This window comes from Photobacterium sp. TY1-4, from assembly GCF_025398175.1.
GTDB lineage: Bacteria > Pseudomonadota > Gammaproteobacteria > Enterobacterales > Vibrionaceae > Photobacterium.
Map to the genome: position 1 here is coordinate 1,391,871 of NZ_CP099734.1, position 17,500 is coordinate 1,409,370.

The following is a 17,500-nucleotide window of genomic DNA, read 5'->3' on the forward strand; positions in this document are numbered from 1 at the left end:
TTTTACGCCAGCGGAATAAACACGGCCGGAGAAACCGGGCCAAGGGTTGGGTGGTTCCAGCGGGCGAGTGCTTCAAAACCAATAATCTTGCCCGATTGTGCCGCAACAATCGGCTGATAGTGCGGCTGAATTTCTTTCTGCCGGATGGCGGTATTCAGGTCACGACTGATAATCAGTGCAATGCGTGCCTGCTCGGCAGCGCATTCATCAATCGTGCTGATATGGTGATTGCTCTGTTGTGAAGACGCATGCGTCGCGTAATAGGCTGCTTGTAATAAGTGCTCGAGCGAGTAACGGGTCAGTTCTGGTTCGATAAATGCTGCTTTGAGCGAGAGATGCAGCTGATAGCCGTCAGTCTCGACCGGGCTTCTGAGCTGATCAATCAATCGGTTGGCTTTTTTCAGCTTTTTGTTCAGCTCGGTCCCTGGTTTCAGGAGAATGACAAACTCCGATTCGCTCAGCCGGCCAATGGTCGCATTTTGAAACTGTTCGGTAAATAGCACGGCAAGGTATTGGATAGCGGCATCGAAAGCGGGATAGCCATATACTGATGCGACCTGTTTGAGTCGCTCGATGCTGAAATACAGGATTGCAAACTGCTGCGGCGCCGCAGCGGATTGTTCTTCAATCAACTGCATCACCGTCGGGCGGTTCAGCAGCCCGGACTGGGCATCTTTACCCGCCAAATCTTCAATCAGTTTCGCTTGTTCTTTTTGGGTGCGCATATCCGTGATGGAGAGCATCAGTGCGCTTCGGCCTTGCTGTTGAATCAGACGGCCTTCAATGCCGCAAGGCACGTGTCTGCCGTCACCGGTCAGCAGAGCCGCTTCTAATTGTTGTTGTTCCTGGTGTAAATGGTGGCAGAGGGTTTCCAGCTGGAGCTTGCTGCATTGATTATCCCAAATGGTCTCAAAGGCTTGCCCGACAAGTTGCTCTTTGCGATAGGCCAGCATGGATAAAGTGGCTGTGTTCACATCCTGGATTTTTCCGTCGACCACGAGCATCATGCCCAGTGATGAACTCTGGTAAAGGGCCTCGAACTTTTGTATCGCATCCTGGAGTTGATCCTGGGCCAGCGATGAAGAGCGTGCCGCTTCACGTACGAGGGCAGTGATCCGTTCAAATTCATCTTTTTTTCGCACGCTATACAGAAAAAAGCTCGGGTGATGAACAGGCAGCCAGCAATGATACCGAGGAGCCCGAAGCCAAACAGGAGCGCGGTCTTTTTACGTAATGAAAGAGTGTGAAATTGCTTTGCCGACATCGTGTGTTCAGATTGTGAGCGAACCGGCGGCAGTGTAGCTGTTTTTCAGAAGAAAGAAGTAAAGTTCATTCAAATTACAGTGTGACCGATCAATAAGTCACCGCTTTTCATTCTTTTAGGGTATTGGTTGGTGGTGAAGGAATGAGCGCTGTGCGGGAGATGACTCCCGCAGGTTTGCGTTGACCCAGGATGATCTGTTGGTTCAGGCTCGTCTAAAGAGGGAAGGTGTTGGTCAGTACTTTGTAGAGCTCGGTCCCTTGTTGGACACTCGCGGAGGCGAAATGCAGCACAGGAATACAGTCGCAGGGTAGGGTAATGACCCGACTATGATTGGCTTCGCTGGCCAATGCGTTGAAATGCCACAGGGTTGCCAGAGGTTCACCGGCAGGAAGTGGATGATTGAGCCTGGCCTGATATTCGACCTGGCCTCCGGCCGGGCTGAAGAATGCTTTGTAGTCCTTGAGGTAACAGGCGTGCATCGTTGCTGGTACCAGTTGTACCGGATGATCGGCCCATACCCCCTGATGTTGCAGATAGTTGCAAATGCCTTCGGCATCTTTGCGGGCATCCGCCACATTCAGCCGCTCTTGTGAACCGAGTTCAATGGTAAAGGCATCGACCATCACCGGTAGTTCACGTCCTAATTGGGCAAAATGTTGGCTTAATTGCCACCATGGGCTGAAGCTGGCTTCGTCCATGGCGCCGCTGAAATCACTCGGGATCAGAATATTGAGCGGGATTTGAAAATGGCGAGCGCGCGCTCTGGCATATTCGGGCACATACAGGTGGCGTTCCGAAATCGGCCCGGTATGTAAATCCAACACAATATCGGCTTCAACGGCCATTTTTTGCAGGTTGAGCGCCAGGTGTTGTCCACATGTAAGCCCCCAGGAGGAAGCCAGTTTTGTCTCAAGCTGCTGGACTAATTGGGCCCGAAAGGCATCCCGGATCTCGCTTTCTTCCGCGTTCAGGTAGGCTTGGGAAAAAGGTTCCAGCACACTGCTGTCAAAATGATATTGGCGGTTCCAGTTCACACCGGTCACGGGATCGAAACGACCCAGTGTAAACTCCCCGCTTTTTTGATTGATGCCCAGCGGGTTCGCCTGCGGCACCATCACCACATCCCCGAGCGGGGGATGTTGACGAAACAGATTCAGCAATTGGTAAATGACCGCATTGCCCTGAACTTCCGCACCATGGATATTGGCCTGGATATAAACACGCGGACCATTGCCCTGGCCCTGAATATGGATGACCGGGACTTCCATCGGATTGCCGGTGGGTTGCTCACCGACTTTAACAGTTGTGGTTGTGATCATAAGGAACTCGTTATCGGGCGAAGTCGTCATTATGATTGATCCTGGCAGCTGTGCATCCACTGATTAATGTCGTGATTGGCATTGAGAACCGGCGTCAGTTCCGGTAATTCGTCCATATACAGCGGTGGACGCAGCCCGGCGTGGCGCAGACGCCCCTGGTGCTGCATCAGGGCTTTGACCGCGATTGGGTTCGCCGCGCAAAACAGGCTGTTGCCCGCGCTTTGCCACAGTTGTTTAAAGCTTGGTTCCTGTTGAAAATTTGGCTCCTGCTGAAAGCTTGGTACTTGTTGAACGCTGGATGCCGTCTGGCTCAGAGTTTGGCGAACGTACAGGGCGGTTGCTTCCGGCCAGGCATTCCCCGCCACGGACACCAGACCACAGGCCCCTGCTGCAGCAAAATCAACAAACAGCGCATCGTCACCACAGAAAAACTGCAGCGTCGGGGCGGCTTGCGTATAACGGGTGAACACCTCCACGCTGCCACTGGCTTCCTTGACCGCCCAGGCATTCGGATGGGCGGAAATTGCGCCCAGAGTTTGCGCATCCAGAGCGGCACCAGTTCGTGAGGGCACATTATAAATCATGCAAGGCCAGCGGCTGGCATCCAGCAGGGCTTCGAACCATTTTTGCTGGCTGGCTGCGCCGGGTTTTGCATACAAAGGGACCGGGAGCAGCAGGGCATCAATCGGATAATCGGCTAAGAAGGTCAGCCATTGCAGTTGCTGCTGAAGCTGGAAACCGCCGACGCCGACCATCAGCGGCGCGGACAGCTCCAGCGCACATACATGACGAACCACCGCTTGCTGCTCGGTCGGTGTCATCGCCAGTGCTTCCCCGGTACTGCCAAGCAGCAGGATCCCGTTACCGACGGCGTCTTGTTCGGTGGCCAGTTGGGTCAGTGTCTCAAAGTCAACCGACTCATCGTCGTGAAAAGGGGTGATCAAAGCCGTCCATAGCGTTGTCTGGTTGAGTGACGTGGCTTGCGGCGATACCAGATGTTCTGTTGTAGGGCATGAATTGTGAATTGGCATCTCTAATCCGAATGTCATTGTTATCCGTTTAGAGAGCTTGGCATTGCGAAGAAAGCCGATGGCTGTGAGCCATTCTTGAGGGCAAAAAAGCACAAACACCAGAAGCTCTCCACCAGCGGTGACAGCCCTGGGGATTCAGCCCCAGTGACCGATAAGCTTGCTTCCAAATACAAACTTACCTCGGCGTTAAGCCCCCTGATCTGTGTTCAGCGGTATTTGGATACCTCCGACAGACTACCTGGTTAACGCGCCTCTTCTGATCCCTATGAGAGGGAATGATTTGATTCAATCATCAATGGTGACGGGATGTCAATCTCCGTCATGATTTTTTATGCGGCTTTAGCTCATTTTATTTCACCACTCGCCGTCAAAGTCCTCAAAACTGCCGGGTGAGTGCCGCGGCGATGATCCCTGCGGTGATCGCCGGGAGGGGTTTCTGCCAGATAAACATCACGACGGCGGTTGAGAGTAGCGCCAGACGGGCGCCCAGATCGCCCTCGACGGCCAAAGGCGCCAATAAGGCAACCAGCACCGAGCCGGACATTGCGGTAATAAACTGCTGTACCCGGTAGCCAATCGGAATGAACGACATGATAAACACCCCGCCCCAGCGCGTGGCGAGGGTCACCAGTGCCATGATCAGGATAATCAATAAGGTACCGCTAAAGCTGGTTTCAATGCTCATGACTTTTTCTCCGTCCAAAATGCGCCCAGCGTTCCCCCGGCAATCGCACCGACAACGACATGGCTGTTCTCAGGTAAATACCAATAGGCCAGCAGAGATGACCCGGCAGCGGCAGCCCAAATAGCAAACACGCGCAGGTTCTTCGGGCCCACGCCAATCATGGACAGCAAAAAACAGCCCATCACCATATCCAGCCCGAGGCTGACCGGATCAGAAATGGCATTGCCGAAATACAGCCCAAGCCAGGTGCCGATTATCCAGAATGACCACAATGCAAGCCCGCCGCCGATCAGCAGGCCCAGACCGGGCTCTTTGCGGCTGAAAGCCTGCATCGACATGGCCCAGTTCGCATCCGATGCCAGCAGCATCACCCCGTAGCGTTTCGCTGGTGGCAATTCACGCAACCACGGGTAGAGTGTTGCCCCCATGAGCAGATGCCGTGCATTAATGGCAAAGACGGTGACTATCACCGGAATGATGGGCACGTCGGCTCCCCATAGATCCAAGGTTGCGAACTGAGATGCGCCGGCGAATACCAGGGCACTCATCAGCATGGTTGAAATGTTGTCCAGCCCGGTTTGCGCCGAAGCCACCCCGAATGCGATCCCGAAAACGATGACGAAAAAGGAGAGGGGGACCAATTGCGTAAAGCCGTTCCAGACATCTGTGTAGGTGAACTCGTGGAGGCGAGTCTCCGGGATTAAATCCTGTTGTGTGTCGGTTTGCATGATTATCTTTTCAACGTGAAGTGATTTGAGTCAATGTCAATCCAAGGGGATACCACAATCGTTCGGGCTGGCAGAGCGTCGCCGCTTGCCTCGGTCATGAGGCTCATGCGTAGCGCCATGATTGATTTATTATACAATTAGACTGTACCGGGAAGAGTGCCATGCCTGATATGGATATTCAACATATTCATAACATTTGCTCGGGAATATCTCTGCCCGGCGATAAGGACAGCCGGACAGGGAGTGATTAGGCCAATTTTTCAGGACGCGATCCGGCTTGGGGCAGGGAAGAGGATTGCAAGAAGGCACTGGTCAACTGTTGGAACAGCGCGTCCACGGCAGGTCGGGATTGCAGGTGTTCAAACAGCGGAGTATGTACGCTCGCCAGGATTCGTGCGTCGTGGTTGCAAATCTGATTGCACAGTTGCACCGGTTTGACGATTTCATCCATCTTGCCCTCAAGCAAAATACAGGCTTGCGAAAGGACAACCTGACCGCCGCCTTTTTTCAGCAATACGCGCTGCGCGGTCCCCACCACTTTTTTACCATCGATATTGAGATTGTATTCTCCATCGCAATACGAGCCGGGCGTGGCATGGACATTCACCCTGACGCCCAGCGCTGCAAAGAAGTGACTCAGGACCTGACATAAGTTGAGATAGGCTGCTTTGATATCGTAAGGCTGGTTATCCGGCCAGTGATAAATATGGGAGAGATTAATAACACCTGGCTGTTGAGGGACAGGTGCCCCGCCGGTTGTTCGTGAAACCAGTTGCCAGCCAGCCTGGTTCAATGCGCTGGTGAGCTGGGGCGTCACCGGCCACTTCTTCCCCGCCGGCAGCACTAGGGTTGGTCGTTTTGCCTGCCATAACAAGAGCACCTGAGAGAGTTCATTCGATTGCACCTGTTTCAACAATTCAGCTTCTTTATTGAACAGAGCTTCTGCGTCAATGCTGAGGTAGCGAATGAGTTTGTTTTTGGATGTCATAAGCCCTATCTACGCTATGTGCTGATGGATTCATGGTTGCATTAGTCGGTGGCTACTGACCCACGAAGTTCATTTATTGAGAAAAGGAGCCTTCTTGCTGGCTCCTATTGTTGTATATATGGCAAACCCAAGCCCTACATCAGTTGCCTTGAATCCACTTCAAGGTTGTTCCCTTTAATCACTTGGTAGTCTTTGACGGCTAATCGGACTCGGCCCCGCTTTCGTTCAATCAGCAAAGGGGGGACCATGCCTTCAGATTGCAAAAGATCGGATAATTGCTTTCTTGCCCGGTGGATCTGGATATTGACGTGTGTCTCGGAGAGGCCAATGTCTTTCGTGAGTTGCTCCACCGAGCGCCAGCCTTGTTGGGATTCCGGGACTTGGTTTTTCAGATCTTCTCCTTTATAGCGGGCCAGCAGGGCGGTTAGGTAATGGTGGCTTCTTGCTTCACAATTGAAGGAGCGGCTACGATTCGACACAGTCAGTTCAGTCAGTTCCTCATCTGGGCTGATGTTGAAAATATAACAAAGCTCATTGTGGGGATTATCTGTGATGGCAATGGTTTCTTGTTCTTCGTTTGCTGCCCCTTTTAGTAGTTGCCACTGACGATGCGAAAATTCTAAGAGTTCGCCATCAGAGAGTTTAAAAGGATTGCTATCATTTAAGGTTTCACACATCCAGCTTCGCTCTGCCGTGTCGTAGAAAACGATGGTTTCCGGGGACTCTTCAGAGGGTAGAAAGTGGTAATTCTCCAATAAGATCGGCTCGACATCATCGACTGACCGCGCATCTTCTTTGATATAGGGAACGAGCAAATCTCTCGGCGGATCAATATTCTCGGCAATAAATGTCGTATTGTGTTGGTGAGAAAAGCTGATGTGATCCCCCTTACTTAACGGATGTAACTTATTTGGGGTAATCGGTTGTCCGTTCACCCATACCCCGTTTTTGCTCAAGTCTCGCAAGAACCAATAGTGGCCATCCCACTCAACCAAGGCATGAAGCCTGGATATTTCCGGGCCATTTAGCACCGTATCAACCGCCGTCGATAAACGGCCAAACTTGTGAAAGGCTTTGAGAAAAATACGGTAGTGTGTGTTTGGGGTTGATAAGTATGCCATGGGATTTCCTTTTACTATGGATGCCTAGAGACAATGGAGTCGCCTGCCAGCAGGCAGGCGCTGTCCCGTACTGTTATTTGACAGCTTCAGTAGTGATACCGCTGCACATACTGAAGCTCTTCCTCAACAATGGTCAGATCAATCTGCTCCAGATTTTCCGCAAATCCTGCAGCCTGCTGACAAAGGTCATTGATCGCCTGGGTCAATGCTGTTTCTGCCTGGTCTTTGCTCAGTGCATTAGTTTGCCATAGGTTGTGAAAAGCAATGGTTTCGGTCTCAGAAGGCTCTACCGGCCAGAGCGTTGTCAGTTGCCACCCCGTTTTTGTCATAATTGACGGGAAGACTTCCTGTGCCAATGCTTTATAGCGTGTCTCATCTTTTGTGTTGATTGACAGGGATACAACCAGGTCAATCGGGTGTTCCTTATTCATCTTTTGCTTTCTCCTGTTGACAATAATGGTATTGATACTCTTTGAGCACTGCGGTTCGCATTTCTTCCAGAGAATCAAACCCGCAAATTTTCCAATAGTCTTCAACGTGCTTTGGTTTTTCTTGCCGGAGGCGAACGGAAAAAAACCATTGCCACAGTTCTTCCTCGTTGATCCCAAGTTCTGACAAGCTTGCTGCGGTCATGGTCTTTTTGCTGTTAATTCGGGCCTGGTATGCGGCAAAGCTCTGGTCAAGCTTCAGGATATCCAGGAGTTCGCTGTCGATACGTTCATCGATACTGTGGAGCCAGGCAAGCAATCCCTGACGTTGAACTAACGCATGGAACTCTTCCATGTTGATGTGTTCAGCGTTGAGCCACTGGCCGAGCTTGTCGAAATCAATTTCAGGTCCGGCACATGCCGAGCGTTGATACGCAAGCTCAAGCAAGACGCGTTGAATGATGTCTTTATTCAAATCAGGTGCGTATTTTTGGGCTTCGCGCAGCGCGGATTTTCGGCAAATGGCTTGTTGTCGACGTTGAAAAAAAGTGCCATCCAGTTTCGTTTCTCGCCAAAGATCCTGAAGCTCGCAGATTTGGCTATTCGATGTTTGCGTATAAGTGACATCGGCGACTAACCGCTCCCAGGCATCGGTCGGCGTGAAACTGTAGTGTACCTGTTTGGCCGGCAGTTGCTCGATGTCGATGGCTTGCAATGTTTTGAGCAGGCTGATGGCGTCCAACCTTTTGAGATCGACGGTGTCTGTTTCAATATGGCGTTCTAGTTCACACCATTGATGATGGCTGAGTATTTCCTTCGCCATGGACAACAGACACGAATAGTTTCTTTCCGGATACCATACATTCTTTAGCGCTTGGGTCAGCAGTTTTGCTTGTTGGGGAGCGATAATCTGTTTATCCACTGCCGTATTAAGGGTTGCTCGGATGTTGACCATCGGGATGGATGCGGCGATATAGCCAGCCTCGGCCGGTGCATGGACCAGTGCGACTTCGTCGTCATCTTCGAAATCGCCGGAGGCGAAACTTTCGAAGACCTTGCCATAGCCTTCCATGCCAAAATGCTCAAGCTCAGCTGCCCGTAGGGCGCCCATACTGCTGCAACCAAAAACATGGATGCCTTTTGACATGGCATACAGGATTTCCTTGTGCCAGACAGCAGGAACACTTTCAAAATAACCGTCAATAATGACGATCATTTTGGGGTTGTCGAGTGTCGCCAGATAAACGTCCCCCTGCTTTGCCGGCGGACGGTACGAAGCAGTGAGCAGTGGCGCTGCATCTTTCTGAGCTAAACTCGGGCCACTAAAAACAATGATGCTCATGCGTTGTCCTCATCAATAATCGCCTGCTGTTTCGCACGTGCGCGTTGACCCATGATGTAGCCGGGGGTTTCGTGGATCCCTTCTAAGCGTGGGACGAGTACCTTGACAACCGGGATTTGAAACTCATTTTTTTCTAGATTGATAACGGCAACCTGAGAGACGCCGACCTGTTGCAACTTGTCCAGGAGCAGCGAAATGTCCTGTTCAAAGTTACTGTGGTGCCAGGATTGGATGTCTGCGAAGTCTTTTTGTCCGTCGTCCGGGCCAGATGCCTGAAGATTCGTATGTCGGGTGTATGAATTGGTATCAATGTCGTCCCGGGAACCTGAGATCAGAGTCAATCGGGTTTGCGCTGCTTCGGTCAGCGCCCGCAGCAATGCGATATTTTTGCAGGGGTGTGTGCCGGAACCGATGGCGGCATAGGCCGGACCACTGGCATTCTGAGCCGGGCGGATTTTGCAGAGAAAACTGGGGATGTCGATGTCTGAGGTGATGTCCCAGATCTGGATTTGCATCTGCGCCTGTCGAAATTTGGCGATGACACTCAAACAAGCGGGATCATTGACGGTGTCGAGTTTGATTTGATGATTGCTATCTTGGTTACGTTCAAGTTGCCAAAGGGCCAAAGCATCGCGTTCAATGACTTCGCACAACCCGTGTACCACAGCTTCGTGGTAGGTGTTGCCGGATGCCAAGCCGTTGGTACTCATGACAAATGACCCGCTCCCCGTCGGTAAGGGGAGCGAGAAGTTGCAATGGACCACTTCGTACGGCACAAAGAGCGAGTGTCCTTGGAGCAGGTCATGCCCTTCAATCCAGAGCAATTTCCGGGTGTCACTAAATTGGCTAAAAGACAACTTCGGCAGGTAGGATACGTCGATGACGTGCTCCTTTTTACACAACTCGGCATAACTGGCAAGCCGTAAAGGGTGCTCAATATGTTCACCGTGATAGGTCTCAATCGCTTCCATAACCCCGGAAACCTTCGCTGATATGAGATCCAATCCTTTTCCCTGGGAGACCGAAACCGAGCTTGAATCCGGCCGGCAAACGGTGACGACAGGGACGCCAATTCGATCTAACCCGGTCACATTCGCGACTCGAGTGATCCCCATCTGTAAGAGCCAGGGGGATATTCTGTCAAGCGTCGACTGCGGCGAACATTGCCTGTGTGTTCCCAGTTGGTGTCCTTTTTGCGTCATAGTGTTCTCTTTTTCTCCGAAATTTTGGATGACTCTGCTCAAAGGGCATCGTGATTACTTCAGAAAACTCTGTAAATTGGCCACCATACAAACGGCGCCGAGTGAGTGGGTGTCGACGTTGATATCTTTTGGATTTAACGCGCCAACCTGTACACCGGCGTTCTTGTAGTAGCGAGACAGTGACTGGGAGGTGAGTGTGTCGTTCTCCTCGACGATCTTCTGGATGCGAGCTGCTTGCTTATCAGGTTCAACATCATGAAGGGTTAGTTTCAACTCAAGAATCGTGTGTTTAAGTTCGTTCAGATCTCTATCCTGTCCGCGCTCCAGATCATACTGTGTCAGTTGGTCCAGGGCTTCCTTGCTCAGGTAGTGAATGTGGTAAGGGTAGAACAGATTGTCATCTCTAACGTGCAGAGGATTCTTATAAGAGACGATATATAAATTGTCTTCAACGGCCTCACTGAGCTCTTTTAAAGATGTGACCGGTATATTCCGATCATCTTTGCGAGGTGTTAAATTGTCAGGTACCAGCTTCCCGATCGGTTGATCAAGAATAACGTCGGTTTTCGTTTCTGTACGACTCGGTGGGTTCAGCCGGCTCATTTGCAGTGCTCTTAAATCAAGCAGGTAACCGGGTTTTAAATCTGTTTTGTCGATCCCGGCCGGGCAGCGGGCGGTGCTGAGGTTCCACGGGATCACTTTGGTCAGCGCTGGGCTGGTCAGGTTAGCGGGGCGCAGGCCATTGCCCGTTTGGAAGAAAAAGTGGTGATCGGTTTCGCTGTAGCACCACTCGAGCTTAATGGCTTTTTCGTTACTTTTTTCGTTATCTTTTTTACTGTTTTCTTCGTTGTTTGCTTCGCTGCCTTTTTTAATATCTTTCGTACCAGCGTAATCGTCATAATTGATCAGCGTCGCGCGGGTGCCTTCTTTACGTATCACGTATATATCTTGCGAGCGCAGTGTGAGTTGACCATTTTCATTAACGTATGAATCTATTTTCTCGATGTAAGAATTATCTGTTTGAGATGACATAATTATTCCTTTTGATGTTAAAGATAACCTAACCTTTTGCTGTGATAGAGCGCGCTTGCCAATGGCGCCAGGCTGCGCGATTCGTTTGCTGAACGTTGCTGATGAAGTGAAATCACCTCCTTGAGGGGGGTTGTAATGGTTTCCGGTAACCGTTGCTGAGTTGAATCAATGAGTGACTCAACGACAGTCATTAAGTGTGGCCAGGTGGTAACGTCTACGGCTTCCAGGTGTTGTTGGGTGAGGAGATCAAGCTCAACCAACAGCGCGAGCCATTGCAACGGGAAAGGGAACTGGCTTGCGAGGCCTTGCCAAGTGCGATGGCTCAGTGCGACCAGTTTGAATGCCCGACGTGATTTGTGCTGCTTATAGGCGACCCAGGCTTGGTTAGCATGTGCGATCGCAATGTAGTCGTCCATTGCGGCCAGTTTCGCGCTGACCATCGCCTGCTTGCTGTAGCTGAGCGTGCCGTCGATGTCCCCTAGCTGACGATGCAGGATGGTCAGATAGGTCAGGCATCGTGCCTGCAGCGTTCTGTCACTCTGTTGTTTGGCCAGTTTCAGGGCTTGTTGCAGCCTTGGACCAGCCTGGTCGTAGCTCTGGCTGAAGTAGAGGGTAAAGCCGAGTACAAACAGGCAGTAGGCTTGTAAATCAGCATCATCTGTCTGTGTTGATGTGTGATAGGCTTTCTCGGCGAGCATCACATCTGTGTGGTTGAGGTTGTACTGTGTTTGCCTGAACCGCAAGTGCAGCGCGTTGTCGTAAAACTTAGCCTGAGTGTAAGCGTCGCCTGCTTGCTCGAGCATCGGTTCGATTTTGTCAAGTAACGCTGTCATTAAGTTGATGTCATTTCGCCAATAACAGACATACAACTTTGCGCTGAGTACATCGAGCTGAGTCTGTTGCCATGTTTCGTTTTGCGCCGGGTGTTGGGCAAGTGCTTGCTCTGCTTTGTCGTATGCCGCCATGGCGCGATGGTGATTGTGGTGTGTTTCCCAGGATTTGCCGTTTTTGAGGTGGATTTGTGCCGTTAGGATCTGATCCGTTTCGGCAAGCTCAGATAGTGCAAGATCATAGTGTTGTCGGGCTAACTCGTGCTGCGCCCGTCGAACCAGATTGTCAGCAAGCCCTAAGTGTGCCGAGACCTTGTGCGCTAAAACGGTCGTATCATTGATTACTTCACCAACCTGAGGCGACTGGTCATGTTGCTTGGTGAGCTGAAGGGCCGTTTCGTAATAATGAATTGCATCATCGATAATGAATGCTTTCGAGGATTGTTGCCCGGCGTGCAAGTAGTAGGGGATAGCTCGCTCAGGTTGATTGGCTTTCATCCAGTGCCAGGCTAATCGTTCGGGGGCATATCCAGTTTGGTTTGTGGCAAAATCCTCCAGAGCGAGGGCAATGTGTTTATGTAAAGCGATAATATTAGCTGCACTTTCGTAAGCTGCTTCTCGGATCATCGCATGTTTAAAAATATACCGGTTGCCATTGACTCTGCGCTGCACATAGATGATTCCTGCTTTTTGTAATTCATCTAAATCCCCGAGAATTTGAGTTTCATCTTTTTCAGATGCAGCAAACAAGAGATGATCGTCAAACTTCCGTCCAATTGCAGCGGCTAGCTGGGCGGTATCTTTCGCGAAGGTCAGGTTATCGAGACGCTGTTGCAGTGACTCTCTTAAGGTAACCGGAATACTGATTTCAGGATCTCGGCCGATGAACTCGATCTTGCCATTGATCTTGCAAACCAACTCTTGTTTTTGAATATTGCTCACCAGCTCCTCAAGAAACAGAGGGATCCCATCACATCGCTCAATTAATAAACGCTGTACAGCTTCACTCACCGTCTGATCGCCGAACAGGCTCTCGATCATGTGGCGGCAGTTTGTTTCAGTGAGCTTACCCAGTTGTATTTGCTTAAAGCCTGCTTGTTTTAAGTGGCTTGGTAGTGGTTTTCGCGAGGTGTTGAGCCAAATGTGATTCCCATGAAGGAATGGCTCAGAATTCACAAAGTATTCGATAAACTCTGGCGTTGTCGGATCGGACCAATGCAGATCTTCACAGATAAAGAGTTGGCTTGATGGATGCTCTGGAGATGCTGTTGTAGATTGAGGTTGGCACAGCAGGTGAGCAAGGATCTGAAACAGGCAATCTTTTTGCTGTTTAGGAGACATTGCTGCCAGAATACGCTGCTGTTGCTGAACTGCGGCTTCATCCGCTGTTGACTCCAGATTCAACCAGGCGCGTAGTACGCAAAGGCTTTTTGATTGCGTCTTCGAATCCAGGTTACATTCTGCGATGATCTGTTCAAGTTTGGCGGTGGCGTCGGTTGCGTTAAAGCTGTCAAGTTCATATCGGGCTTTAATCAGTTTGAGGATCGGGAATAGTGCATTGTTCCTGTATTCGGGTAAGCACTGAGCAACCCAGTGTGGCGTCGCCCACAACTGTTCTTGGACTTCAAATACAAGCCTGGATTTTCCGATCCCTGCCTCTCCATATAAATGCACCAGCCTCCGCAGTTCTTGTTGACCGTAGGATGCTGTCCCCTCAGCTTCGTGAGTAAAGTTGAGTAGTGCCTCAAACATGTCTTCGCGGCCGATGAAAGCACTACGCTTCCAGGTGCCGCGCAGAAAGCCAAAAGCTTCAGATACCCGCTCACTGAGCAATAAGTACTGAGGCGTATCAAGGGCGTGAAGCGGGCCGGAAGATTTGTTAGACCGAAAGATAAGATGATTTTCAAGGATCGTTTTGGCTTGCTCTGAGCATAGAATCTGACTTGGCTCAGCCAGCCTGGATAAGCGTAATGCGTCATTGGCGATTTTGCCTTCCGGTGAGTTCCCGGAAAAGCCCTGCATAATCCCGATTTCGATGCCGACTTTTAGCTCACTGACCAAGCCATGGTTCTGAAATAGCTGACCTTTTTTACCATTGAGATTACTGGAAATATCTAAAGCAGCACGAGCGCACAAGCGACTGTCATTATCACTGAGTGTGGGGTAGCCAAAATAAAACAGTAGGGTGTCCCCCAGGGTACCGACATGATAAGCACCGTACCGGATTGCGATATCGATACATTGATGGAGCTGATCCGCATGGATCATGTCAATGACATCCTGGCTGATGGCCGGGGGAACGTGGTGATGACGCGGCTGGGCTCGGTAAGTGGAGAGAATCACACTGAGCGCTGCAATTTGTTTGCGTTCCGTGATTTTGGAATAAACAGGGGAGCGCGTATTGATTTGCGTTTGGTTCTCAAATTCCGGGCTTGATGGCTTGGCACAGGCTCGCTGATTGGAAACGACCAGATCTGAAAAGTTGAGTTTCCTGAATTCCTGATAGAGCTCAACCGTGCTGCCGGGTCTTTGCAGGGGCTTCTTGTTCAGTACCCGGCGGAATAAATGTGCGGATTGGTGGCTGGCCAATGGCCCCAGCGGGATATTGGATGTACTTAACTGTTGGTGAAATACGGCAGCCATGCTGTTCCCGGACAGGGTCGGGACGCCGGTGAGGCATTCGATAAACACCAGCCCCCATATGTATAGATCTGTCTGAGGCAAAGCGGGTTCTCCCCGCAGTTGTTCGGGAGCGCTGTAAGTGGGGGTTCCCAGTGTTTCCTGGGTGAGCGTCAGGGTTTTGTAATCCGTCTGCCTCACATCATTTTTCAACGTTCCAATGCCGAAGTCGAGTACCTTCACATGCAGTTTTGCCCCGACTTGATAGAGCATAATGTTCGCCGGTTTGATATCCCGGTGGATCACGCCATTCTCATGGGCATGCGTTAGTGCATCTAACACACAAGCCATGACATCCGCTGCATCTGACGGGGTGAACGGCCCATGCTTTTGGAGATACTCTTTAAGAGTCAGACCGTCGATAAACTCATAGACAGCGTAAAGAATATCGCTGCCTTGCTGACCTTTATCGAGAAGTGACACGACATTCGGGTGGTTTAAACGGCGAATCAGGTCGCACTCGCGATGGAAACGCTCGACTTGGCGTAGTTTTTTATCAGGATTATCGGTTTCAAGGAGCGTCAAAAACTTAATCGCAACAAACTTTTGTGTCCGGCGATGCAGTGCTTTGTAAACTTGGCCAAATCCCCCTTCACCGATTTTCTCGAGTAACTCGTATTCGGCAGATTTGAAGCGAGAGGTGATCAGCTGCTGGCTCTGACGTTCCTTTTCCATGTATTCCATTGGTAATTTAATAAAGCGAGGTGTTCAATAAAAGCCAGTATAAATCAAAACAAATATGCAGATCGATGCATTTGTCAATTTTGCGACTTGGAGGAGGATCACAAAGAAAAGTCTGGGATCAGTGGTAAAAGCACCCCTGAAGTCGTGCAGATGTGTTCAGTTTTGGTGGAAGTATTGGGGATTGATGCTTTCTGAATTATTGACGCTTTCTGGTTAAGGGCATTCTGGAAGCCGGGAAACCATCAACATCATTTAGTGGATAGGCGCTGCAGTTGAAGTAGAAAAAATTGCCGCTATCTCAAAGATAGCGGCAAGACGGAATGATTCAGAAATTACTCAGCTTTAGCGGTTGCTTTGCCAGCTGGACGCGGCCGGCGTCTTTGGTTTGGCTTTGCAGCAGACTTATTGGCTGCGCCGCGTGGCTTGCCGGTGGCATTGCTTTGTCCATCCGTATTGCCATTTGCTGGGCGGCGACGTGGGCGGCGTTTGCTTGCCGGGGTAGCGCCGTCGGTACTTTTCCCTTCTGCCCGGGACGAATGTTCCGCTCCGGCTTTCGGCGTCTTCGGTTTTTTAGGTTTCTTCGGTTTGATTGGACGGGTATCCAGCTTGGATTCCGGCAGGACATTGGTTGGTTGATAACCATCCAGTTCCATGCGAGGCAAGACCTTCTGAATTAAGCGCTCAATGCCAAACAGATCAGCAGCTTCAGCAGCACACACCAGAGAAATAGCCCGTCCGGCTTCACCGGCACGACCGGTACGACCAATGCGGTGAACATAGTCTTCAGCGATGTTTGGTAATTCGAAGTTCACAACTTGTGGCAGCTGCGGAATATCGATCCCGCGCGCAGCAATATCGGTGGCAACCAATACGCGAATGTCACCGGATTTGAATTCAGACAGAGCGCGGGTACGAGCGCCCTGGCTTTTATTGCCGTGAATCGGGGCCGATGTGATCCCTTGTTCATTCAGGAAGTGTGACAGGCGGTTCGCGCCGTGTTTGGTCCGGCTGAAGACCAGCGTTTGCTGCCAGTTGCCGTCTTGGATCAGTTTCGCCAGCATAGGTGCTTTTTTCTTCACGTCTGCCGGATAGACGAACTGCTCGACGGTTTTGGCGGTCGAGTTTGCCGGGGTCACGGAAATCTCGATCGGGTTGTTTACCAGGCCTTTGGCCAGCTCGCGAATTTCATCCGAGAAGGTGGCAGAAAACAGCAGGTTCTGGCGCTTAGCAGGAAGCAGGGCAAGGATTTTACGAATATCGCGAATGAAACCCATATCCAGCATTCGGTCCGCTTCATCCAGCACCAGCACTTCCAATTGGTTAAATTTAACCGCGTTTTGGCTGTACAGATCCATCAAGCGGCCAGGGGTCGCGACCAGAATATCAGCGCCCTTGCGTAACCGAAGCATCTGCGGGTTGACTTTCACCCCACCAAATACAACAGCAGAATTGAGTGATAAATGGCGGCTGTAAGTGACGATATTTTCCTGGATCTGGGCGGCCAGCTCGCGCGTTGGAGTCAGGATCAGGGCGCGAACATGGTTGCCCTTGACCTGTTGTCCGTTATCCAGACGCTCTAGAATCGGCAGGGTGAATGCCGCGGTTTTACCGGTTCCCGTCTGGGCCGCAGCCATGACGTCTTGACCTTGGATCACGGCTGGAATGGCCTGAGCCTGGATTGGTGACGGGGTATCGTATCCTTTATCCTGAATAGCTTTGAGGATTGGAGCGGAAAGGCCTAGAGAGGTAAAACCCATAAATTTGATTCTCAGTTTGTATAGATAACGCAGTGGCTCAGAACAATAGAAGCTCTCAGCCAGCGCGGAGCAAGTGCGGTATTTTGAGGATTTTACGGCCAGACAGCAACCTGTATTCGATGTTTATCGTTCTGGAGGCTGTTAACTCATTGTTGAACAGCACGAAGTGTTGTGGTGGATCTCGCCATCGGATCTCGGAAAACTTCGGTTCAGCGCGTGATAAAGATATGGGTAGGGGCGTATGATTGCAGCTTTCACCTGATGCAACGCTTGGGTGGAAGGTTGTGTTGGCAGATTGTCAAAGCAGTACAGGCGTATAACCCTTACTCGAATTGCCTGCCAGATGTGCTGAGCGGCGTATTTTTTAACCATCTGAATCAAAAAGATAAAATTTCTTATTGACGGATTTT

The 17,500-nt window shown here is 50.8% G+C and carries 13 protein-coding genes and 1 riboswitch; all 13 genes read right to left on the reverse strand.

The annotated features are described in order from the left end of the window. Window positions 1-2 precede the first annotated feature (2 nt). The 13 genes from NH461_RS06615 to NH461_RS06675 all read right to left on the reverse strand — a co-directional run bounded on the left by NH461_RS06615 (window position 3) and on the right by NH461_RS06675 (window position 17,090). Window positions 3-1,142: an EAL domain-containing protein gene (locus tag NH461_RS06615; RefSeq protein ID WP_261602449.1), complete on the reverse strand. Its 1,140-nt coding sequence runs from the start codon at window positions 1,140-1,142 to the stop codon at window positions 3-5. A 334-nt stretch (window positions 1,143-1,476) separates the two neighbouring features. Further along, on the reverse strand, window positions 1,477-2,583 hold the full coding sequence (locus tag NH461_RS06620) for a succinylglutamate desuccinylase/aspartoacylase family protein (protein ID WP_261602450.1): 1,107 nt from the start codon (window positions 2,581-2,583) through the stop codon (window positions 1,477-1,479). A 29-nt stretch (window positions 2,584-2,612) separates the two neighbouring features. Then, the gene (gene dapA, locus NH461_RS06625; RefSeq protein ID WP_261602451.1) at window positions 2,613-3,632 is read right to left on the reverse strand and encodes a 4-hydroxy-tetrahydrodipicolinate synthase; all 1,020 of its coding nucleotides are present in this window, start codon (window positions 3,630-3,632) and stop codon (window positions 2,613-2,615) included. Window positions 3,633-3,708: 76 nt separating this feature from the next. Then, window positions 3,709-3,878, reverse strand: a riboswitch (Lysine riboswitch). Window positions 3,879-3,990: 112 nt separating this feature from the next. After that, complete coding sequence (locus tag NH461_RS06630; RefSeq protein ID WP_261602452.1) at window positions 3,991-4,299, reverse strand: AzlD family protein; 309 nt, start codon at window positions 4,297-4,299, stop codon at window positions 3,991-3,993. After that, window positions 4,296-5,027 (reverse strand): AzlC family ABC transporter permease, encoded by a 732-nt coding sequence (locus NH461_RS06635; RefSeq protein ID WP_261602453.1) that lies wholly within the window; start codon window positions 5,025-5,027, stop codon window positions 4,296-4,298. Before NH461_RS06635 ends, NH461_RS06630 begins: the two co-directional genes overlap by 4 nt. A gap of 247 nt (window positions 5,028-5,274) precedes the next feature. Next, window positions 5,275-6,015, reverse strand: a complete 741-nt coding sequence (locus tag NH461_RS06640; protein WP_261602454.1) for a biotin/lipoate A/B protein ligase family protein — start codon at window positions 6,013-6,015, stop codon at window positions 5,275-5,277. 134 nt (window positions 6,016-6,149) lie between these two features. Further along, window positions 6,150-7,136 (reverse strand): FHA domain-containing protein, encoded by a 987-nt coding sequence (locus NH461_RS06645; RefSeq protein ID WP_261602455.1) that lies wholly within the window; start codon window positions 7,134-7,136, stop codon window positions 6,150-6,152. A gap of 86 nt (window positions 7,137-7,222) precedes the next feature. Then, window positions 7,223-7,567, reverse strand: a complete 345-nt coding sequence (locus NH461_RS06650) for a hypothetical protein (RefSeq protein ID WP_261602456.1) — start codon at window positions 7,565-7,567, stop codon at window positions 7,223-7,225. Beyond that, window positions 7,560-8,906: a TfuA-like protein gene (locus tag NH461_RS06655; protein ID WP_261602457.1), complete on the reverse strand. Its 1,347-nt coding sequence runs from the start codon at window positions 8,904-8,906 to the stop codon at window positions 7,560-7,562. Before NH461_RS06655 ends, NH461_RS06650 begins: the two co-directional genes overlap by 8 nt. Continuing rightward, window positions 8,903-10,108 carry a YcaO-like family protein gene (locus NH461_RS06660; protein WP_261602458.1) on the reverse strand — a complete coding sequence of 402 codons (1,206 nt, stop codon included), beginning with the start codon at window positions 10,106-10,108 and terminating at the stop codon, window positions 8,903-8,905. Before NH461_RS06660 ends, NH461_RS06655 begins: the two co-directional genes overlap by 4 nt. 54 nt (window positions 10,109-10,162) lie before the next feature. Further along, window positions 10,163-11,140 (reverse strand): hypothetical protein, encoded by a 978-nt coding sequence (locus NH461_RS06665; protein ID WP_261602459.1) that lies wholly within the window; start codon window positions 11,138-11,140, stop codon window positions 10,163-10,165. A gap of 17 nt (window positions 11,141-11,157) precedes the next feature. Then, complete coding sequence (locus NH461_RS06670; protein WP_261602460.1) at window positions 11,158-15,324, reverse strand: TOMM system kinase/cyclase fusion protein; 4,167 nt, start codon at window positions 15,322-15,324, stop codon at window positions 11,158-11,160. 341 nt (window positions 15,325-15,665) lie between these two features. Further along, a complete protein-coding gene (locus NH461_RS06675; protein WP_261602461.1) occupies window positions 15,666-17,090 on the reverse strand; it encodes a DEAD/DEAH box helicase in 1,425 nt (474 codons plus the stop codon). Window positions 17,091-17,500 lie beyond the last annotated feature (410 nt).